Below are 26,509 nucleotides of genomic sequence, written 5' to 3'. Positions count from 1 at the left end.
TTTTCCTTTTTTATAACGCGTATTTCTGATTCAGATTGACTGAAAAGCCTTCCATTTCTTAGGTATCTGTAAATCAAAGTTTGCCTTTCCAAGATGTACCACATCAGGTAAAAGACATTGCCTGAAACGAGTTTCATATTGTTTCATATGGATAGGCTTACCCATACCCATAGTAGCAAGATTACTGGAGTACTGGTAAGGAGGGAAATATACAAAAACCTTTTGACAAGCTTCTGTTGCAAGTTCGATAGCAGGTATCATGTCACTATCAGCTGATACTATAATGGATATATCACAATTCTTCTGATAGGCATCTGCTACAATCTGTGTGGCTATTCGTACATCAGTTTCCTTTTCCTCATGGGTATGAATAACATTTCCGCATTTGAAACAGGTTATAGATTTTTTCAGATACTTACCTAATATCAACTTGAATTTTGGATTTTCTCTATTGGCTTGAAAAAAGGCATTCTGGCGAAGACTTTGGTCTATATCATCAGGCTTTGCCGAAAAATACTTGACGGCAACAAGCTCCTGATTCGGGCGCATGAACATCTCGAACAACTTGACTATATCAAGCCAATAATATTTCTTCCATTTAGCATTGCTCTTCAGTCCGAAATAGAAATTGAATCCATCAATATAGACTATAACGCGTTGTTTTTGCTCCATATTCCAATTGTATATATAAAAAATAAGCCACCTTTTTAGGGGTGGCGAGCCTTAGTATTTTCCACCTAAGGGCGATATTGTATTGCAAAAGTACAATTTATATTTGATAATACAAATATAGTAGAAACTTTTTTTATTTTTTTCGTAATAAATCAAGGCGGACTTATCGCTTATTTTCTTGCTTCACCGCCTCTTCCGTTCCGCCTCCTCGTCCCGCATCATCCTGCGGTTCAGCCGTTCCGCCGCCCTGTCAAAGAAATACGTCCGGCTCTCGTTCTTCCGCCGCTTGATGTCCGCATAGGTATTGTAGTGGCTGAACATAAAAAGTTCACCCTAACATTCATACGGCATTCTGTTATTCATTGACACTAGCAGGACTTGTTTTTCTTTTCGTCGGCACAATCTTTCCAGCAGGGCATTGCGAACCGTTGCGGCACCTGACGTATCAATGCGGAAAGCGAGTGCCACCACCATCGGCAGGGCATACATGTCCGCATAATAGCCGTTGGGCAGCCTGATACGTTTTTCAGCTTCAAGAGGATTAAAAATTCCACACTTGTACACGGCACGAATGGCGGCACGGAGCGTCGGGGCGATTACCCCGAACAGCTCTACCAGCTCCATTTCATTCATCCATATATTACCTGTATCGGATGGTATGGTAATTCTACCATAGCTATCCGTTGTGATTATTTCCCGTTTCATATCCCTGCCATTTTCACGTTTCCGAATGATTTGCTCAGTTTGTCGCCCAGCATCGTGAGGTCATTATCCAATTTCTGCACGGTTATCTTCGCATAGATTTGCGTGGTCTCAATGTTCGTATGCCCCAAAATACGGCTGACGCTCTCAATTGGCATCCCTTTGCTGAGAGCCAGGGTCGCAAACCCGTGCCTTGAGCAATGAAAGCTGATTTTCTTGGTGATGCAGCATTCCTTTATCATCTTTCCCATACGCTTGCATATTGACCAATAGTTGAGATTGGGGAATACAAGATTGTTTTCCTGAAAAGCCTTGTAACGCTCGATTATCTGCAAGGGAATATCCAGCAGCTTCACCTGAAACGGTACACCCGTCTTGTGTCGTTTGGAAATAATCCATTTCTCACCGTTCACTTCCACAATCTGGTCGTTGCTTAATTCCTTTATATCCACGAATGAGAGGGCGGTAAAACTGGCGAAAACAAAAATATCACGGAGATAGGAGTTCTTGGGGTCTTTGAACTGAAATTCCATCAATGTTTTCAGCTCATTCTCCGTCAGATATTCACGCTCTTTCGTGTTCGGGCTTATATGGAACTGGGCAAACGGATTCCTCGGTATATGTCCGTTGAAATGCGCCCGCATCACCACACCTTTCAGCCACATGCAGTTTTCCCATATCGAACCGTTGTGCAGTCCGGCTTCGTTGGAAAGGAACACGGCGAACTCCTTGATGAAGTCGGGCGTAAGTTCAGGCATGGAGATGTCGTTCCGCTTGTAATGTGACCTGATGAATGCCGCCACATGGTTTCTTGCCCGTACCCTTGCCATATAGGTTGCCCTGCCCCTGTCTTTTCCGACACGCTTCTTGAACACTTCATTTTCCTTGTCGAAAGCACCGAGCAACGTTTCATACTCACCGCCCAATCCCTGATAGGCATTGCGTACCATTTCTGCCGTTACATAGGCTTCACGGTCGGATATACGCTGGTAATGCTTGATGATTTGAGCCTTGATGTTGTCAAGCGCAAGATTGGTTTCCCTCGCTTCCATACTCTTGCCCTTTGCCTTGTTCCCTTTGGCATCACAAAGCTCTTTCGGGATAGTCCGCTTGCAGCTGAACTGTGCTACCGTACCATTGATTGTAACTCGTCCCATGATGGGGACAATTCCGTTCTTTTCCTTACTGCCGTTCACGTAGAACAGCATCTTGAATGTGCTTCTTGCCATACTCGTTTCTTTTTGGTTGCAAAACTATAAATCAACGAGTTACCTATTGATAAGCAAAACTGCGCAGAACGCCGCAAAATGAAACAGGAACTGTTAAATCTGCACTTTCATCGGGTAATGATTAGGAAACCGTTCTTTTGCTTTAATCTGCTTTAAGACGGTTTTCAACTGTCTGCCCAACTTCTGCGTTTTTCCTCTAACTCCCTAATTATCAAATCCTGTTGCGTTAATCTGCTGCAATTCGGCGGATATTCCGAAGTTTTTCCGTATGTTTGTAACTGTTTTTCAAGAATAAGGAAATGAGAAAATATCTGACACTAATTTTAATATTCATTGCCGGACTTTCGGTCTCGGTATCTGCACAAAAGAGAAATCAGGCTTACGAGGACTATATAAAGAAGTATAGAGGAATAGCTGTTGAAGAGATGAAGAAGTATCGTATTCCGGCCAGTATCACTCTGGCTCAGGGATTGCTTGAGTCGGGAGCTGGAAGAAGTTCTTTGGCAAGAAAATCGAACAATCACTTTGGAATTAAGTGTGGAAGCTCGTGGGATGGACGTACGGTACGTCATGACGATGACCGTCGTAATGAGTGCTTCAGGGCTTACAAACATGCCAAAGAGTCGTATGAGGACCATTCGAAATTCCTGCGCACTGGAGCAAGATATGCTTTTCTTTTCCGTCTGAAAATAACAGATTATAAAGGCTGGGCAAGGGGATTGAAAAAAGCCGGTTATGCTACAGACCCAAAGTATGCAGACCGCTTGATTAATATTATCGAACTTTATGACCTTGACCAATACGACCGTAAAGGTGGTTTGGAATGGGCAGAGAAAGTGACCAATCCGCATCAGCCGTATCTGGCTAACGAAATGCTTTATATTATAGCTCGCCGGGGAGATACATTCAAATCGATTTCAGACGAGTTCGACATTAGCAGTCGCAAACTTCGTAAATATAATGAATTGCCAAAGGATTATACATTCCGTGGGGGTGAGATTGTTTATCTGGAAGAGAAACGCAAGAAGGCTACTAAAGACCATATAGTATATGTGGTTAAGGCTGGAGATTCAATGTATTCCGTATCACAGATGTTCGGTATAAAACTGAAAAATCTTTATAAGATGAACAAAATGGACGAAGATGCACCTGCGCCTAAAGTAGGTGATATCCTACGCTTAAGATAAATTGCTGATGAGATTTGCAGGTAGATTGGAAATTATAGTCAGTTTAAACGGTGTTTAAATAGTATTTAAAAGCTATTTAAACACCGTTTAAAATTAATGTGTACCCATTATGTATTATTCGTGATGGTAAGGACCATTATTAAGAATGGTCATAGCCCTGTACAGCTGCTCTACGAAGATGAGGCGTATCATCTGATGTGAGAATGTCATTTTCGACAGTGAAATTTTTTCCTGCGCTGCCGCATATACCGACGGAGCAAATCCGTAAGGACCGCCTATGATGAATACCAGACGTTTGTTCACTGTGTGCATCTTCTTCTCAACCCAGTCGGCAAATTCTATTGAGCGGAATTCCTTGCCGTGTTCGTCAAGCAGAACCACCACGTCGCCCGGCTGTATGGCTTTCAGAATCAGTTCGCCTTCTTTCTCTTTCTGTTGTTCCATGCTCAGGCTTTTGGTGTTCTTCAGTTCGGGGATAACCTCCATGTCGAACGAAGTATAGTGTTTTGTTCTCTCCACATAGTCGTTTATGGCAGTGATGTAGTGCTTTTCCACAGTCTTGCCTACCACAAGTAATATAAATTTCATATTCGTTTTTTGTTTTTATAAATTACTGCTTTGCAAAGATACGAATTATCTATACCTTTTCATAAGGTAGGATGCGTCTCAGCAAAAAAAACAAGTAAACTTGTTTTTCTGCATTCAACTTTCGCTATCTTTTCATAACATAGGATGCGGTTCGGAATAGTCAAAATCGAAAAACTGTGTTTTTCTTTTGCCTCTCCGCTCACCTTTCACTATCTTTGCATTATAAATCAATAAATCTGTAACATTATGGACGAAAAAGTAGTAAAAGATTTGATAGACCGCTTGATTGACCTGTCTTTTGCCGAAGATATAGGCGACGGCGACCATACAACACTCTCATGTATCCCTGCTGATGCGATGGGAAAGTCAAAACTTCTTATAAAGGAAGAAGGTATCCTGGCAGGTATTGAAGTCGCTAAGGAAGTGTTCAACCGTTTTGATCCGACTATGAAGGTTGAAGTTTTCATCAATGATGGTGCACACGTGAAACCAGGTGATGTAGCGATGGTTGTTGAAGGTAAGGTACAGTCATTACTCCAGACAGAACGTCTGATGCTGAACATAATGCAGCGTATGAGTGGTATAGCCACTATGACAAATAAATACGTTAAACGTCTGGAAGGTACAAAGACCCACGTGCTTGATACAAGAAAGACTACTCCGGGTATGCGTATCCTTGAAAAGATGGCTGTGAAGATTGGTGGTGGTGTGAACCATCGTATAGGTTTGTTCGATATGATTCTGTTGAAAGATAACCATGTGGACTTCGCCGGAGGTATCGACAAGGCTATCAATCGTGCTAAGGAATATTGCAAGGCTAAAGGTAAAGACTTGAAAATTGAAATCGAGGTTCGTAACTTCGACGAACTTCAGCAGGTTCTCGACCTTGGTGGTGTAGATCGTATTATGCTTGATAACTTTACTCCAGAAAATACACGTAAGGCTGTAGAAATGGTTGCCGGTAGATATGAAATCGAATCATCCGGAGGTATTACTTTCGACACTCTTCGCGATTATGCAGAATGTGGAGTTGATTTTATTTCGGTAGGTGCCCTTACACACTCTGTAAAGGGACTTGACATGAGTTTTAAAGCTTGCTGATTATGGTTAGGAGAATTCTTCTGTTAGGTTTGATACTTTCTGCGGGTATGAATGTATCTGCACAGGACTGGAAGTCTGTGCTTGGTGGGGTAGTGAACAAGGTGGAAGAAACAGTTTCCAAGGTAAACGAGAGTGTTTCAATGGTCGGTACCTGGAAATATACTGCTCCGGATTGCAAGTTTGAAAGTGACGATTTGCTGACTAAGGCCGGTGGTGAATTGGCAGCAAAAAAGGTTGAGGAACAGATGAGCAATTATCTGTCGAAACTTGGATTTAACGAAAATACTGTATATGTTTTTAATGCCGACAGTACTTATACATCTACAGTGGCGGGACGTTCTATAAATGGAACATACAGCTATAACAAGGATACCAAGGAAGTTACGTTGAAAACAAAGATTGGACTCAAACTTACAGCCCAGGTCTCTACTTCTGTTCTGAACGGTGGCTCTATGAGTTTGCTTTTCAATGCGGATAAGCTGATGTCGCTTGCTCAGACAGTGACAGGTGCAGTTGCCGGAAAATCAGCTACAGTAGGCACACTGAATACAGTATTATCGCAGTATGACGGTTTACTTTTGGGATTTGAGATGAAAAAACAGTAATCGGATAAATTTCAATAAACATTAAAGGGGCGAAGCCGGAAAATCCGGTTTCGCCCCTTTAATGTTTATATCTTGACTATTTCTCTTTAACTGAAGGCTTTAATCCTCTTATAATGAAATATAATCCTAAGATTATAAATGGGATACTCAATACTTGTCCCATATCAATCATCATGGAGTTTTCAAAATCAACTTGCCTTTCTTTTATGAATTCCACAAAGAAGCGGAAAGTGAAGATTGAGAATATGCAGATGCCAAAATATAATCCGTCTTTATAAGATTTTATCTTATTCTGTATGTACCACATTATTCCGAAAATGATGAAGTATGCTATAGCCTCATACAACTGTGCAGGATGTCTCGGCTGATTGTCAACCTGCTCGAATATGAAACCGAACGGGAGTGAAGTAGGCATTCCTATGATTTCGGAGTTCATCAGGTTTGCAATTCTTATAAATCCTGCTCCTAATGGCGCTGCCATTGCTATTATATCAAGTATCTGCAGGTAAGTTATTTTTGTCTTTTTGCAGAAAAGATATAATGTAAACATAAGTCCCAATGTACCTCCATGACTTGCCAATCCTGCATATCCTGTGAATTTCCAGCTTCCATCCGGAAGGAAACGTACAGGTAAGACTATCTCGAGCAGGTGGTTCGAGAAGTATTCAAAATCGTAAAACAGGCAATGTCCTAAGCGGGCTCCGATGAATATACCAAGAAATGAATATACAAACAATTTGTTATAATCATCTTCGGACATTTTCCTTTTTTCAAAGATTTTGTGAACCACAATACTTGCGGAGGCAATGGCTATAACCCAAAATACACTGTACCATCTGAGACTGAACCCTCCAAGAGTGAATATAACCGGATCCGGATTCCAGTTTATATACATAAGACTCATACCCCGTTCTGTTATTTAGAGTATTTCTTTATCAGGTCTTCTGCTACAGTATCGCCCAGTTCTTTGGCTTTGTTGAGATTTTCGAGCCCTTGCTTTTTGTCTTTTCCTTTTACCTGACAGAAACCGAGCATACGATAGGCGTCAGCATTTTTAGGATCGAGTGAAACAGCTTTTTCAAGCGATGATATAGCCTCGTCTGTTTGGTTCAGTCTAATATGAATACTGCCTTTCTCGGTCCAATATCCCGAATTTGCAGGTTCCATTTCAACCGCTTTGTTAATGTCATTTATAGCCTGTTGATACATACGACACTGCATTTCAGCCTGTTGGCGGATTACGTAGAATTCAGCAGAAACTTGTCCAAGCATGGCATCGTAAAAGGCGTTATAGTCCAGTACGGCTTCGCGATACATCTTTTCGTCGGACTTAATTCTTGCGCGTTCAAAGAGGTATGGAGCTGCATCTTTTCCGTATGGAGTGTTGTAGAAAGCTACTGCGCTGTCCATCAGTGCAATGAGTTCTTTCTTGTCTGTACCTTCCATCAATTCTTTGGCTTTGGCGGCAGCATAATATGTGGCTGCCGAAGCTAATGGAGTCTTGCAAAGATTTTCGTATGCGGCAGCGGCGTTTCCATAATCCTTAATAGCAAAATAAATGTCGCCCTGAACTTGATAATACAGACCTTCGCCAGCTTCTGAGATGGCCTGATTTATTTCGTTTAATGCTCTTTCCATTGTCCAATCAGCCTTTTCAAGTTGCTCTGTGGTATTTACATTATAACTGTATATCAATTTTGCGATATTATAATGTGCTTCAGCTTTGTTTTCAGCCACATCAGTCATTCTTTTCAGGTCATCCTCAACAATGCTTATGAATTCCTGTGAATTTTTGTTCATATAATATGTAGCTCGTCGCAGGTAACCTTCAGTATTCTTAGGGTAAGTTTTGATGAAGTCGTTCAGTATCTCAATATATTCTGCGTCCTCAAGCTGTGATGCCATCATGTAAATGAACACGAGTGCCTGCGATTCATCTTCAGGAAGTCCTTTTTTTATCTTTATGGATTTTAGAGTAGCGTCAGTTCCCGACAAGGCATTGATTGATAAACTTTTTGCGTAGTTAATACCCAATGCATAGCTTTTCTTGTCTTCAGAATCTGAATTTCTTTGGATAAGACCTATCACTTCTCCATTCTCGTTCATCAACGGACAGCTTACGTCTTTAGCGCCAGTGCCCATTGAGAGTGTGTAGTAAAAGGAATTGTTTCCTATAGAATCAACATTCTCAATTGTACCTGATATACAGTTTATAGAATTCTGTGTTGAGTATGGCATAACGTAAACCTTCTCATTCTCCTTACCTCCAATAACGGCAGGAGTCAGTGCTTCCTGTTTTTTAGATGCTTCAGTTCTGAAACGTACTACATCGTACATGTCGTTAGCTCCCAAAATCAGTGTTACCGGCAGCTCTTTACCATCGGATGTAACCACTACAGCCCTATGGGCACCTTTAAAAAGACTGTAATCTGAGATGCCTGTACCGTTTGAATCAATGTAAAAGCCGTTTCCTGTATTAAGTATTTTGTTGTCAGCATTATAAGTTATGACAGAGAAAACGGCTTTTCGCGCTTTCTTTGACCATTTTGGTAGTTCCTGTGCCCATAAGCCGCTTATGCTCAAAGCACATATTGTAATTAATATTGTTTTCTTCATGATAAGTAAGTTTTAAAGTTTATAAGTTTTTGAGTTTATTTTTAGTTAATTATCAGGTTAATAACAAATAATGGTCAGCGAAGCTAAACTTATAAACTCAAAAACTAAAGAACTGAATACTTATTATTCTTCTGTAGAGAAACCACGTTGTTTTATGGCTTCATATATAAGGATTCCTGCCGCTACTGATACGTTTAGTGATTCTATTGTACCGAAGAGAGGAATCTTAATCCATTCGTCGCAAAGTGCAAGATGTTCGTACGGCACACCTGTATCTTCAGCTCCCATTATTATGCATGTAGGCTTTGAGTAGTCACCTTTCGTATAGTCATAATCTCCTTTTTCTGTTGCGGCAACTATACTGAAACCGCTGTCCTTCAGGAATTTGATTGTATTTGTAATATTGCTTTCACGGCAGACCGGAATTGTGTGTAGCGCTCCCGCAGATGTCTTGATTGCATCTGCATTTACGCTGACACTATTCTTTGACGGTATGATGATGGCATCAACACCGGCACATTCGCAAGTGCGGGCTATTGCGCCGAAGTTACGTACGTCAGTCAGTCCGTCAAGTAGTATTATCAGCGGATTTTTACCCTGTTCGAAAAGGAATGGCACGATGTCCTCTGTTTTTTGATACGTGATTGGAGATATGAATGCCACTACGCCCTGATGGTTCTTGCGTGTGATTTTGTTAATTCTTTCAACCGGAACTCGCTGAACAGGGATTTGAGTGTCTTTTAACGCAGAAAAAAGTTCTTTTGACAGTTCGCTCTGAATGTCTTTCTTGACCAGCACTTTGTCAATTTCTTTTCCAGCCTGTATCGCTTCTATTACGGCTCTAACGCCGAATATCATTTCATTTTTTTCAATCATGTCTGTTTGTCTAATTAAATTAATAATAGGATTAAAGTCCTAATAAAGACCTTGCATTATTTCTTGCAGCCTCTGTCATGGTTGAACCACTAAGCATGTTTGCAATCTCGTTAATTCGTTCTTCGTCCGAAAGACGTATGATGTGGCTGTTGGTACCTGTTTCCGTATCTTCCTTATAAACTTTATAGTGTGCGTTACCTCTTGCCGCTATCTGTGGCAGGTGAGTGATGCTCAGTACCTGTCTGTCCTGGCGTCCCATATCCTGCATTATCAGAGCCATCTTTTCGGCAATGGAACCGGATACACCGGTGTCTATTTCATCGAAAATAATTGTCGGTAATTTTACCGCTCCTGCTATCATGGCTTTCAGTGAGAGCATTACTCTGGCTATTTCGCCGCCCGATGCTATTGAGGCTACATTCTGTAATGTACCGTTTTTGTTTGCCGAGAAAAGGAAGTTTACTGCGTCCATGCCATTAATGTCAGGATCTTTCTTTGGGCATATTTCCACAGCGAATTTCACGTTAGGCATTCCCAATGGTATCAGTAAAGATTCCATCTGTGACTGAATTTTTCCTGCACTTTCGGTACGCATTTTAGTAAGAATCTCCGCTTTTCGGATGACGTTGTCGTAATGCTCCTTCTTTTTGCTTTCCAATTCGGATATGCGTTCGTCGGATGAAGTTATCATATCCAATTGTTGTCTGTAATTTTCTGCAATCTCCAGAAGTTCGGTGTCCGTTTTAACGTGATGTTTCTGCATCATTGAGTATATCATGTTTAGACGTGAATTTACAAACTCAAGTCTTGAAGGATTAAACTCAATGGATTCCTGAGCATCTTCCATGTCATGAGATATATCTTTTATCTCTATATAACAGCTTTCGAGTCTTTCCTTCCATTCATTGGCTTTTGCAAATACTTTGCAAACCGTTTGCAAAGTATTTATGCTATCTTTAATCAGAGTCAGGCACCCGCTTTCGTCGCCACCGATGTTCTGTGCCGAGCGGTAAAGCCCGGCCTTGATATCCTCGGCATGAGTCAGTGTCTCTGCTTCCTGTTCGAGTTCTGCTATTTCACCGTCTTTCAGTTCTGCGTCATCAAGTTGTTGGAGTTGGAAGCGGATATAATCCTCTTCTTTTCTTGTTTCTTCTGCTTGTCTGATGCATTCATCCAGTTCGCGGCATACTTTTTTGTATTCATTGTATTCATTCTGGTAATCGGTCAGTTCCCTGATGTCCTGTGCAAGAATGTCGAGAATGTTTAGCTGGAAGCCTTCCTTGTTGATTAACAGATTCTGGTGCTGGCTGTGTACGTCAATCAGTTTCTCTCCAAGTACTTTCATTTGCGCCAGCGATGCGGGCGTGTCATTAATGAAAGCTCTGCTTTTGCCATTGATGTTTACCTCACGGCGAAGAATGCATTCCTCGCTGTCATATTCAATATCGTTAGCCTTGAAGAATTCTTCCATGCCGTATGATGCTATTCTGAACTTGGCTTCAACGATACATTTTGTAGCTCCGTTCCGTATAGCTTTAATATCAGCTCTCTGTCCTAACAGGAGACCGATTGCACCAAGTATGATGGATTTTCCGGCTCCCGTTTCTCCGGTTATTACCGAAAATCCCGGCTCGAATGTAATGTCGAGCTTGTCTATCAGTGCGTAGTTCTGGATGAATATAGACTGTAGCATGTTTATAAAATATCTGCCAGATGGTTAATTATATCAGTTGCCACTTCTTTTTTGCTCTTGAGCGGAAACTCTATGATATTTTCTTTATCAATGATGGTTATTTTATTTGTGTCGTGTCTGAAACCGGCTCCTTTATCGTTTAGTGAGTTTAGAACGATAAAATCAAGATTCTTTCTTTCCAGCTTGCCTTTGGCATGCTCAATTTCATCGTTGGTTTCAAGAGCGAATCCCACCATTATCTGATTGTCTCTCTTGAGTTTACCCAATGCTGCCGCAATATCGTGCGTAGGTTTCAATTTTATTATCAAATCGTCCTTTTCACGTTTTATCTTCTGGTCTGCAATTGTTTCAGGGGTAAAGTCAGCTACCGCAGCACAGAGTATTGCGGCATCGTTTGATCCGAATTCGCTTATAGCAGCCTGGTACATCTCTTCTGCGCTTTCCACGCTTATTTTCCTGATATTAGGATGCTTTTCTGTTATGCTTACAGGACCGCTGATGAGAGTTACTTCTGCGCCTCTTTCCGCACAGCATTCAGCTAATGCGTATCCCATTTTTCCCGATGAGTAGTTGCCGATAAACCTAACAGGGTCTATCTTCTCGTAAGTTGGCCCGGCGGTAATCATCACTTTCTTTCCTGCGAGGTCAGACTTCTTAGCGAAGAAATCCTCCAATACGGCTACGATGTTTTCCGGCTCTTCCATTCTTCCTTTGCCTACAAGGTGGCTCGCCAGTTCGCCTTCTCCCGGTTCGATGATAATGTTTCCGTATGACCTCAGAGTGTCAAGATTTTTCTGCGTAGAAGGATGGGCAAACATATCAAGGTCCATTGCCGGAGCCACGAATACAGGCGCTTTCATTGACAGATACGTTGTGATAAGCATATTGTCGGCAATTCCGTTTGCCATTTTGCCGATTGTAGATGCAGTGGCTGGAGCAATCAGCATAGCATCCGCCCATAGACCGAGGTCAACGTGACTGTGCCATGTACCGTCTCTTCTCGCGAAAAATTCACTAATGACCGGTTTGCTGGTTATTGTTGAGAGAGTAAGAGGTGTGATAAACTCTTTTCCCGCAGGAGTTATTACGATTTGCACTTCAGCGCCTTTTTTTATCAGGGCCCTTGCAAGTACTGCCGCCTTATAAGCGGCAATACTTCCAGTGATACCAAGTACTATTTTTTTACCTTTTATCATAGATATGTGATATGTCATTTTAGCATTCCGGTTTCTCTGAGTCTGATTTTTGTGAGCACATTCTTTGTGTTCAGAGAGAAATCACCATTCATAATCCAACCGTAATATCCGATGTCTTTTCTCAGTACCTCGGCTACAGGCATACCTTTGTATTTTCCGAAATTGAATACTTCCACTCCGTTGTCGTCATAAACAATTCTTCCCGCAAAATCAACGTTTTTCGAATAGCTTGAGTATTCTGACAGGAAGTTTATGTCATTTTCCAAAGTGTCATGATACATGTCCAACTGTGCTTTTAGAACTTCGTAAGTGGCTCTTGTATCAGCTTCTGCCGTATGGGCGTCTTCAAGATTCTTTCCGCAGTAGAACTTGTATGCTGCCGACAGGGTACGTTGTTCCATCTTATGGAAAATAACCTGTACGTCAACGAATTTTCTTTTTGTAAGGTCGAGGTCGATACCTGCTCTCAGGAATTCTTCTACAAGTACTGGAACATCGAATCTGTTTGAGTTGAATCCTGCTATGTCAGCTCCTTCAAAGTCTTTTGCTATGTTTGTGGCTACTTCTTTGAAGGTAGGGCAGTCTGCAACATCCTCATCAGTTATTCCATGAATGGCAGTTGATGATTCAGGAATATGCATTTCAGGATTGATTCTCATTGTCTTGCTCTCTTCGTTTCCGTTAGGATATACTTTCAGATAGCAGATTTCCACTATCCTGTCGCTTGTTATATTTGTTCCTGTAGTTTCAAGGTCAAAGAAAACTATAGGGTTCTTAAGATTCAGTTTCATTATAAAAAGATTAATCGTTAAGCATCATAGGCATGAGCAGCATCAGCAAGTCTTCGTTTTCTTCCTGTTCTTCAGGAACGATAAGTCCGGCTCTTGATGGATCAGCCAATTCGATAATTACATTCTGTGATGAAATGTTATTCAGAATGTCGATAAGGAAAGACGATTTGAAACCGATACTCATGTCTTTCCCGTCATACTGGCAAGTAAGAGTTTCTTCGGCTGAAGTTGAAAAGTCAATGTCCTGAGCGGAAATTGTCATGCTGTTTTCTTTCAGGCTGAGTTTAATCAAACTGCTGGCTTGTGATGAAAACACTGATACGCGTTTCAATGCGCTGATGAAAATAGCACGGTCAACGATAGCTTTGTGAGGATTGTTCTGAGGAATTACCGAGTTATAGTTAGGATAACGGCCTTCTATGAGTCGGCATGTCATCTGATAGTTTTCCATTGTGAACATAGCATTCTTGTCGTCAAAGCAAATCTGAACATCACCCTGTTCTTTAGGCAAAATATTCTTAAGAATGTTCGACGGCTTTTTAGGAAGGATGAAAGCTGCTTTTTCGTTGCCTGTAGAAGCAAAAGATTTATTGCGTACAAGTTTGTGTCCGTCAGAAGAAACCAAAGTTACATCCTGCTGGCTTATGTCGAAATATATACCGTTCATTACCGGTCTCAATTCGTCATCGGCAGTAGCAAAGATACATCTGTTTATACCTGTCAGCATAACATCGGCAGCCATTGTCAGGTTAACGACTTCGCTTCCCATCTGTTTTGGCAGAGGATATTCGTCGCCGTTTTGTGCCATCATGCTGTATTTACCGTTAGGATATTTAACGGTTATTTCCATCGTATCTGTGTTAATATTGAAGTTCAATGGCTGTTCAGGGTTTTCCTTAAGAGCTTCAAGTATAGTTTTTGATGAAATGGCAAATTTGCCTTCACCTTCGTATTCACTTACTTCGATGCTGGTTGACAATGTCGTTTCGCTGTCAGAAGCTGTCATAGTGATTGTTCCATCGTTTAGTTCTATCAGAATGCAGTCCAGGATAGGAAGAGAGTTTTTGGAATTGATAACACGGCTGATAGCCTGTAAATGGCTGAATAATGTTGTGCTTGAAACTAAAAATCTCATGATTATGTTATATTAATTGTTATTTTTATTATAATTCATGTATGAATTTCTTTATAAGAAACGGTAAAATATCGAATGCCAAAGTTACAAAAAAGATTATTTGGCTAAAGCAATTATTCGATAAAAATGCTTTCGTCCTGATAAAAAAATATTGAAAAAAATTAGCTCACTTCTAAGGAAAAGAGTAATTTCGTAACCAAAATCAAATAGAAAATTTAATATGGAAATAACAGGAAGAATTATTGCTGTCCTTGAACCTCGTGGTGGTGTCTCAAAATCAGGAAACAACTGGAAGGTTCAAGAATATGTTTTGGAAACTAATGAGCAGTATCCTCGTAAGATGTGTTTTGATGTGTTTGGTGAAGATAAAATCCAGCAATTCAACATACAGGCAGGTGAAGAACTTACCGTTTCGTTTGATATTGATGCCCGCGAATGGCAGGGTAGGTGGTTTAACAGTATAAGGGCTTGGAAAGTAGAAAGAGTTGCACAGGGTGCTGGTATGCAACAGCAGCCTGCGGATTATTCTTTCCCTCCGGTTTCTTCGGCTCCGGTGCCTCCAGCCGACTTCTCGGCAACTGATGAAAAGGACGATCTGCCTTTCTGATATTGATTGGAAGTTAAACAAAAACAGCCATATCGCATTTTGTTTTTAAACATTGCGATATGGCTGTTTCCTTTTTCTGTATATAGTGATTATGAATTCATGCTTAATAGGAACTCATCATTATCCTTTGTCTTTTCAAGTCTGTCCTTTACGAAATCCATAGCTTCGATAGGATTCATGTCTGATAGGTATTTGCGCAGAATCCACATTCTGTCAAGAGTTGTCTTGTCAAGCAATAAGTCGTCGCGGCGTGTGCTTGACGCAACAATGTTTACGGCAGGGAATATACGTTTGTTGCTCAAGTTTCTGTCAAGCTGCAATTCCATGTTTCCTGTACCCTTGAACTCTTCGAAGATGACTTCGTCCATCTTGGAGCCTGTGTCGATAAGGGCAGTTGCGATGATAGTGAGCGAGCCGCCTCCTTCAATATTACGTGCTGCACCGAAGAAACGTTTTGGCTTGTGTAGCGCGTTGGCATCTACACCACCTGACAATACTTTGCCTGATGCTGGAGATACAGTGTTGTAAGCGCGTGCAAGGCGTGTTATAGAGTCAAGGAATATCACTACATCGTGTCCGCTTTCTACCATTCTCTTTGCCTTTTCCAGTACTATACCTGCAATTTTTACGTGACGTTCGGCCGGTTCGTCAAATGTGGAAGCTATGACTTCTGCCTTTACGCTGCGTGCCATGTCTGTAACTTCTTCAGGACGTTCGTCTATGAGAAGCATTATCATATATACTTCAGGATGGTTTTCGGCAATGGCATTTGCTATATCCTTCATAAGGATTGTCTTACCGGTCTTAGGCTGTGCCACGATAAGCGCGCGTTGGCCTTTACCGATAGGCGAGAACATGTCAACGACACGTGCAGACAAATTGTCGTTGTATCCTTTGCATAATTTGAATTTTTCGTCCGGGAATAATGGTGTCAGGTGGTCAAACGGAATTCTGTCGCGTACCAATGCCGGGTCTGCGCCATTAATCTTGTTTACTTTTACAAGTGGGAAATATTTTTCGCCTTCTTTTGCAGGGCGTATTGTACCTTCCACTACATCTCCTGTTTTCAGGCTGAATGTTTTAATCTGAGACTGGGATACATATATGTCATCAGGAGAAGAAAGGTAATTATAGTCAGATGAACGGAGGAAACCGTATCCGTCAGGCATTATTTCAAGCACTCCTGAGCCTGTAATGATATTGTCGAAATCATATACTTTTTCAACTGGTTTGGCCGGTTGCTGTGGTTCTTGTTCCTGAACCGCCTGAATGTTGTTATCTTGCTCTTTATCAGTAACTTCTGGAGCAGGAAGCTTTATTTGCTGGACTGCAGGCAGCTGAACATTAGGTTGCTGTGTGTTTTCGGCTTGTACAGTCTCGTTTTGTTGTTTGGCCTGTTGCTTATTGTTTTGGGATTTGTTGTTTTGAGCTTTATTTTGTTGTTGCTTCTTATTATTGTTCTTTTTTTGTTTTTGCTGGAATTTGTTTTCTGTTTGTGGCGCAACAGGTGGCTCAACTTTAGTAGCCTCGAATTTGCCTAACAGTTCTGTAGGTATTTCGAATTTTTCTGAAGGTAAGTCTTCTATTGGAATAAAATCGTCTCCACCGGTTAAATCAAGTGGTGGAAGTTCCATATCGTCATCCATGAAAACAGGGATAGGAAACTCTTTAACAGCTACTTCAGCTTCTTTATTATCATTGTTTTCTGGCTGGTTGCTCAAAGATGTATCAGTCTTTTTTGCATCTTTGTTTTTTGAGCCTGGCTTTCTTCCTCTTTTTGCTTTTGGTTTTTCTTCCTGAGTATTAGTAGCTGAGGCTATGTTGTTACTGATAGTTTCCAGCTGAACATCAGCGTTTTCGTTATCTACATTTTTCTTCTGTACTTTAGGCGTTTCGGCTTCAAGTTTTAAAGCTTTGTCTTTAGTGGCGGTGTAAACTTTATTGCCATCTTTTTTAACGCTTATTCTTGCTCTTTTTTTAGTTTGTCCATCGTTCGACTTGTCTGAATTTGATTTTTGTGAGGCACTTTTGATTGCTTGTTCATCAAGTATTTTATAAACAAGTTCTTCTTTTTTTAGTGTGCTTGTTTTTTTCAGACCCAACTCTTTGGCTATTTCTTGCAGTTCGGACAGGTCTTTTTCATTTAATTGTATGATATTATACATATAATTGTGTGTATAAAGTGTTATATTATAGTAATATTTGAATTCAAAAATGATATACTTATAGCCGGATATACATGCAATATGAATATACGGTAATGTATAGTCTAAATGTATTCGTTAAAATGATAATTGATTTTGATTAGGAAAAATTGTATCGCTTATATCGCTTGTGTTCACGATATAGCTTTTTATCTTGTACAAAAATACTGCTTTTTATTTTGTTTACAAAGTTTTTGAGCGTTTTTTATTTTGTGAGGCATTAAAAATCGGAAATTTGTTCTAATTTAGCAACCCAAAATTTAATATTGAAAATTTATACATTTATGAAAAAGGTTATTTTTACAGAAAAGGCTCCTGCTGCTATAGGACCTTATAGCCAAGCTATAGAGGCTAATGGTATGGTTTTTATGTCTGGTCAGATTCCTGTGGACCCATCAACAGGTTCTTTTGTTGAAGGTGGTATAGCGGAACAGACTACTCAGGTGTTCGAGAATATCAAGAATGTATTGGCCGAAGCCGGACTTACTACAGCCAATATTGTTAAGACTACTGTTTTTCTGGCCGATATGTCATTATTTGCCGAAATGAATGAAGTTTATGCCAAATACTTTGACGGCGCGTTCCCTGCACGTTCGGCTGTCGCTGTGAAAGGATTGCCTAAGGGTGCTCTTGTGGAAATTGAATGTATTGTGGTAAAATAATATTTCTTCAAAATCAAACTGAAAAAACTCTTTGCCATTCGATGGAACGGCAAAGAGTTTTTTGTTTTAAATATCCGGCGATTGGTTATTCCGCCAGACATATTTTTATCTCGTCGTTTTCGGACGCTATTAATATTTTCGAACCGTTTCCGGGTTCTTCGTCAATAATGAATTCAGCCAACTTATCTTCAATATTGTTTTGAATTGCCCTTTTTATCGGTCGTGCGCCATAGTGGATATCTTCACCTTTTCTTGCTATTGTATATTTTGCTTCATCGGTTATGGATATTGAGTATCCCAGGTTTTCTACTCTTTTGAAAAGTTCTTTCAACTCAATTTCCGTTATCTTTATTAAATCATCTTTATCCAGTTGTTTGAATGGTATGATATCATCGAGACGGTTTAAGAATTCAGGCGCGAAAGTTTTTTCCAAAGCCTTCTTTATTATTGAGTTGGAGTATTCTTCGTTTTCCTCTCGAACAATTGTGTTGAAGCCGATTCCTTTCCCGAAGTCTTTAAGCTGGCGACTTCCTACATTGGAAGTCATTATAATGACTGTATTTTTAAAATCAACAGTTCTTCCCGTACTGTCTGTCAGTCTTCCTTCATCCAATATTTGCAACAGGAAGTTGAATACATCATGGTGTGCTTTCTCTATTTCGTCGAGCAGCACTATTGAGTATGGTTTACGTCTTACCTTTTCGGTCAGTTGTCCGCCTTCTTCATATCCTATATATCCCGGAGGGGCTCCAACCATTCTCGATACAGCGTATTTCTCCATATATTCGCTCATGTCTATTCTGATTACAGAGTCCTTAGAGCCGAACAATTCTTCCGCAAGCATTTTTGCCATATATGTTTTTCCTACTCCTGTCGGACCTGTAAACAGAAATGTGCCTATAGGTTTGTTAGGGTCTTTTAATCCTGCGCGGTTTCTCTTTATGGCCTTTACAAGCTTCTCTATAGCGTTGTCCTGTCCTATGACTTTTGCTTTTAGAGTGTCCCTCATGTTTTTGAGCTTGTTTATTTCGGATGTGCCGATTTTTTTGAGCGGAATTCCTGACATTAATGAAATGACTTCTTCTATGTGACTTTTGTCAACTATTTCCCGGTTTTCCTTTTGTTTGTCACTCCATTCCTTTTTCATCCTTTCAAGTTCTGACTGAAGAGACTTTTCTTTATCTCTCAGACCGGCTGCCATTTCAAAGTTTTGTAACTTTATGGCTTCGTTCTTATGTTCTTTTGTCTCTTCAATCAATCTTTCCTGGTTTTCGATTTCTTTTGGTACAGATACATTCATAAGATGTATTCTGGAACCGGCCTCGTCTATCGCATCGATGGCCTTGTCAGGGAAGAATCTGTCTGTGATATATCTGTCGGCAAGGTTCACACATGTTTCTATGGCCTCATCAGTATAAGACACATTATGGAAATCCTCATATTGCTCTTTGATATTCATTAGAATCTGTAATGTCTCTTCTTTAGTGGTTGGCTCAACGGTAACTTTTTGGAATCTTCTTTCAAGGGCACCGTCTTTTTCAATAGACTTTCTGTATTCGTCTAATGTTGTAGCGCCGATACACTGCATTTCCCCTCTGGCAAGTGAGGGTTTAAGAATATTAGCCGCGTCCATTGAACCGGCAGCCGAACCTGCGCCTATTATTGTGTGAATCTCGTCTATGAATAATATTACGTTCGGATTGTTTTTGGCTTCTTTTATTACGCCGATTATTCTTTCTTCGAATTCTCCTCTATATTTGGTTCCTGCCACTAAGGCTGTGAGGTCGAGTGTGATAACGATTTTGTCGAATAGAGTTCTTGGAACTTTTTTCTCGGCTATTCTTGCCGCGAGTCCTTCTACAATTGCAGATTTACCGACACCTGGTTCGCCTATTAATACAGGATTATTCTTCTTCCTTCTGCATAGGATTTGGGCTACGCGTTCAATCTCTTTTTCACGTCCTATGACTTTGTCAAGTTTACCCTCAATGGCAGCTTTAGTCAAGTCCGTACCATATTTATTAAGCAAAACAAGATTGTTATTGTCATTTTCTGTTTTGCCTTTTCTGGTCTGCGTATAGTCAGGACCTCCCTGTGAGGATGAATCGTTGTTCCCGAATCTGTTTCCTCCACGTCTTTCTATACCATCGTCTTCCTCGTTTTCGTCAAAGCTTAGTCCGGCAGAAGGTATTGGTGTCGTGTTGCCGGACATCCTTTTTCTTATTTTTTCGTATGTAATATTGTTTTGCATCAGTATTTGAGCAGCGTTATTTTTTTCTTCTTTCATAATTCCTAATAAAATATGTTCAGAGCCAATAGAATCTTTATTGTCAATTTTAGACTCTAAAAAGCATAATCTTAAAATCCTTGCAGCTTTTTCATCAAAATTTAAGTCTCTAATGTCAGTTTTAGGCATGTTGGCATTTGTGTTTGTATTTATTAGTATGTCTTCCAACTCTCTTCTTATTTTTTTCAAATCAGCATACAGGCTGCATATTATTTTAGAAGCGTTGCTTTCATCGTTTCTTATGATTCCCAGCAATAGATGTTCTGGGCCTATGCTTTGAGCATCAGTCCTTGCGGCTTCTTCCTTGCTGTATTTAATTACGTCTGTGGCTTCTTGTGTATATGATATTCCGTTCATTTTTTCTGTAAGTTTGGTCTTCTTACGACCTGAAGTTATAGCTCTGTTTTTTTATTGTGCCTAAAATCTATTGATTAATTCTGGCAAATATATCTTTTTTTTATTCTCACAGCAAATTATGTGCCATTTTTCTCGTTTTGAATTATTGACGTGTTTTGTCAGTCTTTGAGTAAAAAAGTTTAATGTAAGGCACATTTTTTGGTAAAAAGTTTCGTATATCGTCTAAAAGTAGTACTTTAGCATTGTTTTTCGTGAACCGAAATAATGTATAATTAATATATATTTAAATGCAAGAACAAGACAGGATTATAAAAATCAACATCGAAGAGGAAATGAAGTCGTCGTACATCGATTATTCAATGTCTGTAATCGTGGCACGCGCCCTCCCTGATGTGAGAGATGGTTTCAAACCGGTTCATCGCCGTATCCTTTATGGTATGATGGAACTTGGTAATACTTCGGATAAACCTTATAAGAAATCTGCCAGAATAGTAGGTGAAGTTTTGGGTAAATACCACCCGCATGGTGACTCGTCTGTTTATGGGGCATTGGTACGTATGGCGCAGGATTGGGCTATGCGTTATCCTTTGGTTGACGGACAGGGTAACTTTGGCTCTGTCGATGGTGATAGTCCGGCTGCCATGCGTTATACTGAAGCAAGACTTAAGAAGATAGGTGAGGAAATGATGCAGGACTTGTATAAGGAGACTGTTGATTTTCAGAATAACTTCGATGATACGCTTCAGGAACCTACTGTAATGCCTACACGTATTCCTAATTTGCTGGTAAACGGAGCATCCGGTATTGCTGTCGGTATGGCAACCAATATGCCGACACACAATTTGGCTGAGGTTATTGACGGATGTGTGTCATATATTGACAATAATGATATTGATGTGGATGGCCTGATGCAATATATCAAGGCGCCTGATTTCCCGACCGGAGGATATATATACGGTGTAAGTGGAGTAAGAGATGCTTACGAGACTGGTCGCGGACGTGTAGTGATGCGCGCCAAGACTGAAATCGAGACTCACACCAATCATGACAAGATAATCGTAAACGAAATCCCTTATAATGTAAACAAGAAAGAACTTATCGAGCATATCGCTTCCTTAGTAAACGAGAAGAAGATTGAAGGTATCTCATACGTGAACGATGAGTCCGACCGCGAAGGTATGCGCATTGTGATAGACGTGAAGCGTGATGCCAATGCAAGTGTCGTTTTGAACAAACTGTTCAAGATGACAGCTCTGCAGACTTCTTTCGGTGTAAACAATATTGCTCTTGTTAAGGGACGTCCTCGTTTGCTCAATCTTAAGGACTTGATAAAACTGTTCGTCGAGCACAGACACGAAGTGGTTATTCGTCGTACGCAGTATGATTTGCGTAAGGCTCAGGAACGTGCACACATCCTTGAAGGACTTATCATAGCTTCGGACAATATTGATGAGGTAATCAGAATCATTCGTGCTGCAAAAACTCCTAATGAAGCTGTCACTAACCTTATGAACCGTTTCGAACTTACCGAGATACAGGCACGTGCAATCGTTGAAATGCGTTTGCGTCAGCTTACAGGACTTTTGCAAGAGCAGCTTCATGCCGAGTATGAAGAATTGATGAAGCAGATAGCTTACTATCAGGAAATCCTTTCAAATGATGAGCTTTGTATGAAGGTTATCAAGGACGAACTGATAGAAGTTAAGGAAAAATATGGCGACAAGCGTCGCTCTGAAATAGTTTATGCTTCGGAAGAATTCAATCCTGAAGACTTCTATGCAGACGATCATATGGTTATCACTATCTCTCATCTGGGATATATCAAGCGTACTCCGCTGGCTGACTTCCACGCACAGAACAGAGGCGGTGTAGGTTCAAAGGGTAGCGAAACCCGTGATGAGGACTTCATTGAACATATCTATCCTGCCACAATGCATAACACTATGCTGTTCTTTACACAGAAAGGTAAGTGTTACTGGCTGAAGGTTTACGAAATACCTGAAGGCAACAAAACTTCTAAGGGACGAGCTATCCAGAACCTTCTGAATATTGACGCCGATGATGCTGTTACTGCATATTTGCGCGTGAAGAATCTTAATGACAAGGAATTCATCAACAGCCATTACGTATTGTTCTGCACTAAACAGGGTGTTATCAAGAAAACTCTGCTTGAGCAGTATTCACGTCCGCGTCAGAATGGTGTGAACGCAATCACAATCCGTGAAGATGACCGCGTGATAGAGGTGCGTATGACTAACGGCAACAACGAAATAGTTATAGCAAACCGTAACGGACGTGCCATACGTTTCCACGAAAGCGCTGTCCGCGAAATGGGACGTACCGCTACAGGTGTACGTGGTATCACTCTCGATGAAGACGGCCAGGATGAAGTTATTGGAATGATTTGCATTAAGAACCCTGAAAAGGAAACTATCATGGTAGTGTCTGAAAAAGGTTACGGTAAACGTTCCGATATTGAAGATTACCGTAAGACAAACCGTGGTGGTAAGGGTGTCAAGACATTGAACATTACCGAAAAGACAGGTTCGCTTGTTGCTATCAAGTCTGTAACAGACGAAAATGACCTGATGATTATAAACAAGTCCGGTATAACAATCCGTGTCAAAGTGGCTGATTTCCGTATTATGGGACGTGCTACTCAGGGTGTTAAACTTATAGACCTTGAGAAACGAAATGACAGTATCGGTTCTGTATGTAAGGTTACTTCGCAGACTGAAGAAGAAATACCTCAAGTTGATGCATCCCAGGAGAATACGACCGACAATAACGTAAATGAACCCCAAGAAGAGAATAATTAAAACAATTGACTTACTAAAATTTAAAACATTATGAAAAAAGTATTTTTAACTGTAGCAGTGGTGTTTGCTACTTGTGCAGTATCAGCACAGACAAGTGTTGTAAAAGAAGCGAAATCTGCTAAGAGTGATCCTGTAAAGGCGGCTCAGATTATTGAACCTGCTTTGAGCGACCCTACAACAGCAGGTGATCCTGAAACATGGAAGCTTGCCGGAGATTTTCAGAAGGCAATCTACGACGATGAGAATATGAAACTCTATCTTCCAGGTGGACAGGCAGACACTACTAAGTTGTATAACAGTTTGGCTAAAATGTTCGAATATTACATGAAATGTGATGAAGTAGAACAGGCTAAGGTTGCAAGCGGCGAGCTTAAGAAACCAAAACTCAGAAAGAAATTGGCTAAGACATTGGTTTCTGTACGTCCTAACTTGACAAATGCAGGATCTGATGCATACAATTCAGGTAAGTATGATGCTGCTTTGCAGTTCTTCGGACTTTATTGCGATGCTGCAACTGCACCTATATTCTCAGATATGGATGAGGTTAAGAACGACACACTTGTTCCTCTTATTGCAAACTATGCTACATTGGCTGCCAATTCATTGAAAGACAATGAAGCAGTTATCAAGTATGCGGAAATGGGAAAGAACCACAAGGAAGAAGGTTACAGAGCTTTGATGTGTCTTGCTGAAGTTTATAAGTCAGATGAGGCTAAAGACTCAATTAAATGGCTTGCTGCAATCAAGGAAGGTGTAGAAAGATTCCCAAATCAGGAATATTTCGTAGGTAACCTGATGGACAACTATATTCAGAAAGGTCAAGTAACAGAAGCTTTGGCTGAAATTGACGGTATCATTGCTAATAATCCTTCTGCCTATTTCTTGTATGTAAAAGGTGTACTTCAGTATGAAAACAAAGACTATGAAGGAGCAATAGCTACATTGCAGCAGATTGTTGACAAGAACGACGGTTTCGTGGCAGAAGCATATTCCAAAATGGGCGATTGCTACTTCTTCCCTGGTCAGGATATAGAAGAAGCTAACTCTCAGCTTGCAATGGACGATCCTAAATATGCAGAAGGTGAAGCTAAGATTAAAGAGCTTTATTCAAAAGCGTTGCCATATTATGAAAAAGCTAAAGAAATAGCTCCAGACAACAAAGCTTTGTGGGGACAGTACATGTTGAGAATCTATTGGAAGCTTAACAGAGCTGAATACGAAGCTCTTGAAAAAGAACTTGGATATTAATCTTATAGGTTCAGATATGAAACAAAAAATCCTGGTCGGTTGAGATCAGGATTTTTTGTTATTATATGTTTTAAAGAGTTATGTAATGGCAGATGTAATTGATAAAATCAGAACTTAAAGCTTATGCTACCGTATGGAAGACAATTCTCTGATAAATGTACAGAATAGAAATCCACTATATCTTCTTCAGGCGGATTGCCAAGCAGGTTATACAGACCACATCTGAGAAGCAGCAATTTGTCTCCGAAATCTTTCTTGAATGTGTATCCTATGTCAATTCTGTAATTGAATTCTCCTCGTGTTTGCCTGAATCCCAAATCCTTGTCGCTCTCATTCTGAAGTCTGTAGGCAGAGCGAAACCATTGAAACTGATATAATGGTAGAACTGCTCCATCTTGGAAAAATTCAGATATATCAGATTGTTTTTCCCTGGTGTGAAATTCAATGCGAATCGAGGTTGAATGCTGTAATAATTTCGGAAATTTACAGGATTGTATGCTACGAAATGTACTCCTACACGCGTAGAAACCTTGTCTGTTATGCGGACGTTATTGTCGTAGTACAGCGAATACTGGTTTATTGTCTCATTCTGTTTCCTGATATTATCTCCGAAGGCAGTCATCTCGTACACCTCGTGTGAGTATTTGAATCCCCAGCGTGTTGAGTAAATGTTTTCAGGGCTATAAGTAAATTCCGTATTGAAATTGATGGTCTTTATGCCGCTACTTATCTCATTGTTTTCTGTATCCTTTTCCGCCTGTTTATTGGAGTATTCATTATTCAGCTCTTTATTCCGACTGTCTTCCCATCCGTCGTCAGAGTCCATGTCATCTCCAAAGCTGTCATCACCCGGGCCAAAACCAAGCACATCTGCATTGGCACGGCTTATATGCGACGAGTAGTATGCGGAGGTTGTATTACCTAATTTCCCCCACATTCCGCTATACGTAGCCTTATATATCTGGTTGTTCCATTTCACTATCGGTATGGCTTCTTCTGTGTAAAGTGGAAATCTGAACTCGTCAAACGTATTATATGCAAAGAACTTTAAGGAACTTGTTCCCGACAGATAGTATGAGAGTTTTGCCGTATAGTCTAAAGAGTAGTGGTTCAGTCTGTTTTCGGCAGATAAAAGTTCGTCGAAGTAATGCTGAAGATATAGAATCATACCGTGAACAGATAGACAGTCTTCAGTCAGAGAATGGCAGGCTGTCCGAAAATATAGCCACTCTGCAAAATCATATTGCCGAATATACTTCAAAACTTGATAAGGTCCGCCGTGATACGGAGAAGTTCCGTAGCATATCAGAAGAGAATTTTAACCTGAAGCAGCGTGAACGTATGCTTGCCGACTATGTTGTAGATAATGACAGCCTTGTGAAGGAACTTAGAGAGAAATGCCGTGTTCTTGATGATATGGAATGGGAGACTCTGGAGCAAATGTGTGAAAGTATGTACGGCAATTTCGTGAGCCGTATGCAGAGCATCTGTCCGACACTGACAAAGCAGGAACTTCATCTTTGTATCCTGATCAAGCTTCGTTTCAGCAACACCCAGATGTCGGAGATATTCGGTGTCAGTATCTCTTCGGTATCCCAGAAAAAGTTCCGTCTGAAGAAGCATTTGAGTGAATCGTTGGAAGGCGGTCTTTCCGAAGAAATGACACTTGACAGATGGTTGGCAGAGTTCTGAAAATAGAAAATGTAGAGATTGACATAATTGTATAATACGGCATAATACGCATATAATCAGTGTATTATGCCGTATTTGTTAATAGCTAAATGTAGAGATACTTTTTAAATGGTGTATTGTTATATGGTATAACTTTGCATTCGGAGATATAAACCATGAGCAATAATAACCTAAAAAGTATCTTTATAATGAAAGCGATTAAAACTTTTTTATTTACATCTTTAATGGTCTTCTTGCCGGTA

At 40.4% G+C, this 26,509-nt stretch carries 23 protein-coding genes and 1 pseudogene; 8 read left to right on the top strand and 16 right to left on the bottom strand.

What is annotated here, in order from left to right:
- Nucleotides 1-30: 30 nt before the first annotated feature.
- The 4 genes and pseudogenes from H6A27_RS04790 to H6A27_RS04775 all read right to left on the bottom strand — a co-directional run bounded on the left by H6A27_RS04790 (nt 31) and on the right by H6A27_RS04775 (nt 2,603).
- Complete coding sequence (locus tag H6A27_RS04790; RefSeq protein ID WP_195306052.1) at nt 31-672, bottom strand: NYN domain-containing protein; 642 nt, start codon at nt 670-672, stop codon at nt 31-33.
- 183 nt (nt 673-855) lie between these two features.
- Nucleotides 856-981 (bottom strand): annotated as a pseudogene (locus tag H6A27_RS04785) (RteC domain-containing protein); the annotation flags it as partial.
- 24 nt (nt 982-1,005) lie between these two features.
- Nucleotides 1,006-1,377, bottom strand: coding sequence for a hypothetical protein (locus tag H6A27_RS04780; RefSeq protein ID WP_204507900.1), 372 nt, complete (start codon nt 1,375-1,377; stop codon nt 1,006-1,008).
- Nucleotides 1,374-2,603 (bottom strand): site-specific integrase, encoded by a 1,230-nt coding sequence (locus H6A27_RS04775; RefSeq protein WP_204507899.1) that lies wholly within the window; start codon nt 2,601-2,603, stop codon nt 1,374-1,376. The genes H6A27_RS04780 and H6A27_RS04775 overlap by 4 nt, the downstream gene beginning before the upstream one ends.
- Before the next feature lie 299 nt (nt 2,604-2,902).
- On the opposite strand from H6A27_RS04775, the gene H6A27_RS04770 reads away from it, so the two are divergent.
- On the top strand, nt 2,903-3,790 hold the full coding sequence (locus H6A27_RS04770) for a glucosaminidase domain-containing protein (protein WP_204507898.1): 888 nt from the start codon (nt 2,903-2,905) through the stop codon (nt 3,788-3,790).
- Nucleotides 3,791-3,904: 114 nt separating this feature from the next.
- Here the strand turns inward: H6A27_RS04770 and rlmH are convergent, their stop codons facing one another.
- Nucleotides 3,905-4,378, bottom strand: a complete 474-nt coding sequence (gene rlmH, locus H6A27_RS04765) for a 23S rRNA (pseudouridine(1915)-N(3))-methyltransferase RlmH (protein ID WP_154042590.1) — start codon at nt 4,376-4,378, stop codon at nt 3,905-3,907.
- 246 nt (nt 4,379-4,624) lie between these two features.
- On the opposite strand from rlmH, the gene nadC reads away from it, so the two are divergent.
- Together nadC and H6A27_RS04755 are read left to right on the top strand one after the other, a co-directional pair.
- Nucleotides 4,625-5,479: a carboxylating nicotinate-nucleotide diphosphorylase gene (nadC, locus tag H6A27_RS04760; RefSeq protein WP_204507897.1), complete on the top strand. Its 855-nt coding sequence runs from the start codon at nt 4,625-4,627 to the stop codon at nt 5,477-5,479.
- Between the two features lie 2 nt (nt 5,480-5,481).
- The gene (locus H6A27_RS04755) at nt 5,482-6,084 is read left to right on the top strand and encodes a DUF4923 family protein (RefSeq protein ID WP_204507896.1); all 603 of its coding nucleotides are present in this window, start codon (nt 5,482-5,484) and stop codon (nt 6,082-6,084) included.
- A gap of 76 nt (nt 6,085-6,160) precedes the next feature.
- On the opposite strand, the gene lgt is transcribed toward H6A27_RS04755, so the two are convergent.
- From lgt to dnaN, 7 genes are all read right to left on the bottom strand, one after another.
- A complete protein-coding gene (gene lgt, locus H6A27_RS04750) occupies nt 6,161-6,988 on the bottom strand; it encodes a prolipoprotein diacylglyceryl transferase (RefSeq protein ID WP_204404776.1) in 828 nt (275 codons plus the stop codon).
- 11 nt (nt 6,989-6,999) lie between these two features.
- The gene (locus H6A27_RS04745; protein ID WP_204507895.1) at nt 7,000-8,700 is read right to left on the bottom strand and encodes a tetratricopeptide repeat-containing S1 family peptidase; all 1,701 of its coding nucleotides are present in this window, start codon (nt 8,698-8,700) and stop codon (nt 7,000-7,002) included.
- A 123-nt stretch (nt 8,701-8,823) separates the two neighbouring features.
- On the bottom strand, nt 8,824-9,576 hold the full coding sequence (rlmB, locus tag H6A27_RS04740; RefSeq protein ID WP_204507894.1) for a 23S rRNA (guanosine(2251)-2'-O)-methyltransferase RlmB: 753 nt from the start codon (nt 9,574-9,576) through the stop codon (nt 8,824-8,826).
- A gap of 31 nt (nt 9,577-9,607) precedes the next feature.
- Nucleotides 9,608-11,269, bottom strand: a complete 1,662-nt coding sequence (gene recN, locus H6A27_RS04735; protein ID WP_204507893.1) for a DNA repair protein RecN — start codon at nt 11,267-11,269, stop codon at nt 9,608-9,610.
- A 2-nt stretch (nt 11,270-11,271) separates the two neighbouring features.
- Nucleotides 11,272-12,465, bottom strand: coding sequence for a bifunctional phosphopantothenoylcysteine decarboxylase/phosphopantothenate--cysteine ligase CoaBC (gene coaBC / locus H6A27_RS04730; RefSeq protein WP_204507892.1), 1,194 nt, complete (start codon nt 12,463-12,465; stop codon nt 11,272-11,274).
- 14 nt (nt 12,466-12,479) lie between these two features.
- On the bottom strand, nt 12,480-13,256 hold the full coding sequence (locus H6A27_RS04725; RefSeq protein WP_204404771.1) for a 3'-5' exonuclease: 777 nt from the start codon (nt 13,254-13,256) through the stop codon (nt 12,480-12,482).
- Between the two features lie 10 nt (nt 13,257-13,266).
- On the bottom strand, nt 13,267-14,391 hold the full coding sequence (dnaN, locus tag H6A27_RS04720) for a DNA polymerase III subunit beta (protein ID WP_204404770.1): 1,125 nt from the start codon (nt 14,389-14,391) through the stop codon (nt 13,267-13,269).
- A gap of 220 nt (nt 14,392-14,611) precedes the next feature.
- Here dnaN and H6A27_RS04715 point away from each other — a divergent pair, with 220 nt between their 5' ends.
- The gene (locus H6A27_RS04715) at nt 14,612-14,998 is read left to right on the top strand and encodes a DUF3127 domain-containing protein (protein WP_204404769.1); all 387 of its coding nucleotides are present in this window, start codon (nt 14,612-14,614) and stop codon (nt 14,996-14,998) included.
- A gap of 89 nt (nt 14,999-15,087) precedes the next feature.
- Here the strand turns inward: H6A27_RS04715 and rho are convergent, their stop codons facing one another.
- Complete coding sequence (rho, locus tag H6A27_RS04710; protein WP_204507891.1) at nt 15,088-17,163, bottom strand: transcription termination factor Rho; 2,076 nt, start codon at nt 17,161-17,163, stop codon at nt 15,088-15,090.
- Nucleotides 17,164-17,486: 323 nt separating this feature from the next.
- Between rho and H6A27_RS04705 the strand changes: the two genes are divergently transcribed.
- Entirely contained in the window at nt 17,487-17,864 is a 378-nt protein-coding gene (locus tag H6A27_RS04705; RefSeq protein ID WP_204507890.1) for a RidA family protein, read from the top strand.
- Between the two features lie 85 nt (nt 17,865-17,949).
- Here the strand turns inward: H6A27_RS04705 and H6A27_RS04700 are convergent, their stop codons facing one another.
- Nucleotides 17,950-20,508 (bottom strand): ATP-dependent Clp protease ATP-binding subunit, encoded by a 2,559-nt coding sequence (locus H6A27_RS04700; RefSeq protein WP_204507889.1) that lies wholly within the window; start codon nt 20,506-20,508, stop codon nt 17,950-17,952.
- A 287-nt stretch (nt 20,509-20,795) separates the two neighbouring features.
- Here H6A27_RS04700 and gyrA point away from each other — a divergent pair, with 287 nt between their 5' ends.
- Together gyrA and H6A27_RS04690 are read left to right on the top strand one after the other, a co-directional pair.
- Nucleotides 20,796-23,327: a DNA gyrase subunit A gene (gene gyrA / locus H6A27_RS04695; RefSeq protein WP_204507888.1), complete on the top strand. Its 2,532-nt coding sequence runs from the start codon at nt 20,796-20,798 to the stop codon at nt 23,325-23,327.
- Between the two features lie 30 nt (nt 23,328-23,357).
- Nucleotides 23,358-24,575 carry a tetratricopeptide repeat protein gene (locus H6A27_RS04690; RefSeq protein WP_204507887.1) on the top strand — a complete coding sequence of 406 codons (1,218 nt, stop codon included), beginning with the start codon at nt 23,358-23,360 and terminating at the stop codon, nt 24,573-24,575.
- A gap of 107 nt (nt 24,576-24,682) precedes the next feature.
- On the opposite strand, the gene H6A27_RS04685 is transcribed toward H6A27_RS04690, so the two are convergent.
- On the bottom strand, nt 24,683-24,892 hold the full coding sequence (locus H6A27_RS04685; protein ID WP_204507886.1) for a hypothetical protein: 210 nt from the start codon (nt 24,890-24,892) through the stop codon (nt 24,683-24,685).
- Entirely contained in the window at nt 24,844-25,554 is a 711-nt protein-coding gene (locus tag H6A27_RS04680; protein WP_204507885.1) for a TonB-dependent receptor, read from the bottom strand. Before H6A27_RS04680 ends, H6A27_RS04685 begins: the two co-directional genes overlap by 49 nt.
- A 56-nt stretch (nt 25,555-25,610) precedes the next feature.
- Between H6A27_RS04680 and H6A27_RS04675 the strand changes: the two genes are divergently transcribed.
- The gene (locus H6A27_RS04675) at nt 25,611-26,267 is read left to right on the top strand and encodes a sigma-70 RNA polymerase sigma factor region 4 domain-containing protein (RefSeq protein WP_204507884.1); all 657 of its coding nucleotides are present in this window, start codon (nt 25,611-25,613) and stop codon (nt 26,265-26,267) included.
- The last annotated feature ends 242 nt before the right edge of the window (nt 26,268-26,509 follow it).

The sequence above is a fragment of the Bacteroides caecigallinarum genome (genome assembly GCF_016902295.1).
GTDB lineage: Bacteria > Bacteroidota > Bacteroidia > Bacteroidales > Bacteroidaceae > Phocaeicola > Phocaeicola caecigallinarum_A.
Note: the sequence above shows the minus strand (reverse complement) of the source record. Positions and strands in the feature narration are given on the sequence as shown.

Coding starts and splice junctions, on each gene's coding strand:
- H6A27_RS04790 (WP_195306052.1), bottom strand. CDS start 672: ATGGAGCAAAAACAACGCGTTATAGTCTATATTGATGGATTCAATTTC.
- H6A27_RS04745 (WP_204507895.1), bottom strand. CDS start 8,700: ATGAAGAAAACAATATTAATTACAATATGTGCTTTGAGCATAAGCGGC.
- H6A27_RS04690 (WP_204507887.1), top strand. CDS start 23,358: ATGAAAAAAGTATTTTTAACTGTAGCAGTGGTGTTTGCTACTTGTGCA.
- H6A27_RS04770 (WP_204507898.1), top strand. CDS start 2,903: ATGAGAAAATATCTGACACTAATTTTAATATTCATTGCCGGACTTTCG.
- coaBC (WP_204507892.1), bottom strand. CDS start 12,465: ATGATAAAAGGTAAAAAAATAGTACTTGGTATCACTGGAAGTATTGCC.
- H6A27_RS04675 (WP_204507884.1), top strand. CDS start 25,611: ATGCAAAGAACTTTAAGGAACTTGTTCCCGACAGATAGTATGAGAGTT.
- H6A27_RS04715 (WP_204404769.1), top strand. CDS start 14,612: ATGGAAATAACAGGAAGAATTATTGCTGTCCTTGAACCTCGTGGTGGT.
- rlmB (WP_204507894.1), bottom strand. CDS start 9,576: ATGATTGAAAAAAATGAAATGATATTCGGCGTTAGAGCCGTAATAGAA.
- lgt (WP_204404776.1), bottom strand. CDS start 6,988: ATGAGTCTTATGTATATAAACTGGAATCCGGATCCGGTTATATTCACT.
- H6A27_RS04700 (WP_204507889.1), bottom strand. CDS start 20,508: ATGAACGGAATATCATATACACAAGAAGCCACAGACGTAATTAAATAC.
- recN (WP_204507893.1), bottom strand. CDS start 11,269: ATGCTACAGTCTATATTCATCCAGAACTACGCACTGATAGACAAGCTC.
- H6A27_RS04725 (WP_204404771.1), bottom strand. CDS start 13,256: ATGAAACTGAATCTTAAGAACCCTATAGTTTTCTTTGACCTTGAAACT.
- dnaN (WP_204404770.1), bottom strand. CDS start 14,391: ATGAGATTTTTAGTTTCAAGCACAACATTATTCAGCCATTTACAGGCT.
- H6A27_RS04755 (WP_204507896.1), top strand. CDS start 5,482: ATGGTTAGGAGAATTCTTCTGTTAGGTTTGATACTTTCTGCGGGTATG.
- rlmH (WP_154042590.1), bottom strand. CDS start 4,378: ATGAAATTTATATTACTTGTGGTAGGCAAGACTGTGGAAAAGCACTAC.
- H6A27_RS04705 (WP_204507890.1), top strand. CDS start 17,487: ATGAAAAAGGTTATTTTTACAGAAAAGGCTCCTGCTGCTATAGGACCT.
- rho (WP_204507891.1), bottom strand. CDS start 17,163: ATGTATAATATCATACAATTAAATGAAAAAGACCTGTCCGAACTGCAA.
- gyrA (WP_204507888.1), top strand. CDS start 20,796: ATGCAAGAACAAGACAGGATTATAAAAATCAACATCGAAGAGGAAATG.
- H6A27_RS04780 (WP_204507900.1), bottom strand. CDS start 1,377: ATGAAACGGGAAATAATCACAACGGATAGCTATGGTAGAATTACCATA.
- H6A27_RS04775 (WP_204507899.1), bottom strand. CDS start 2,603: ATGGCAAGAAGCACATTCAAGATGCTGTTCTACGTGAACGGCAGTAAG.
- nadC (WP_204507897.1), top strand. CDS start 4,625: ATGGACGAAAAAGTAGTAAAAGATTTGATAGACCGCTTGATTGACCTG.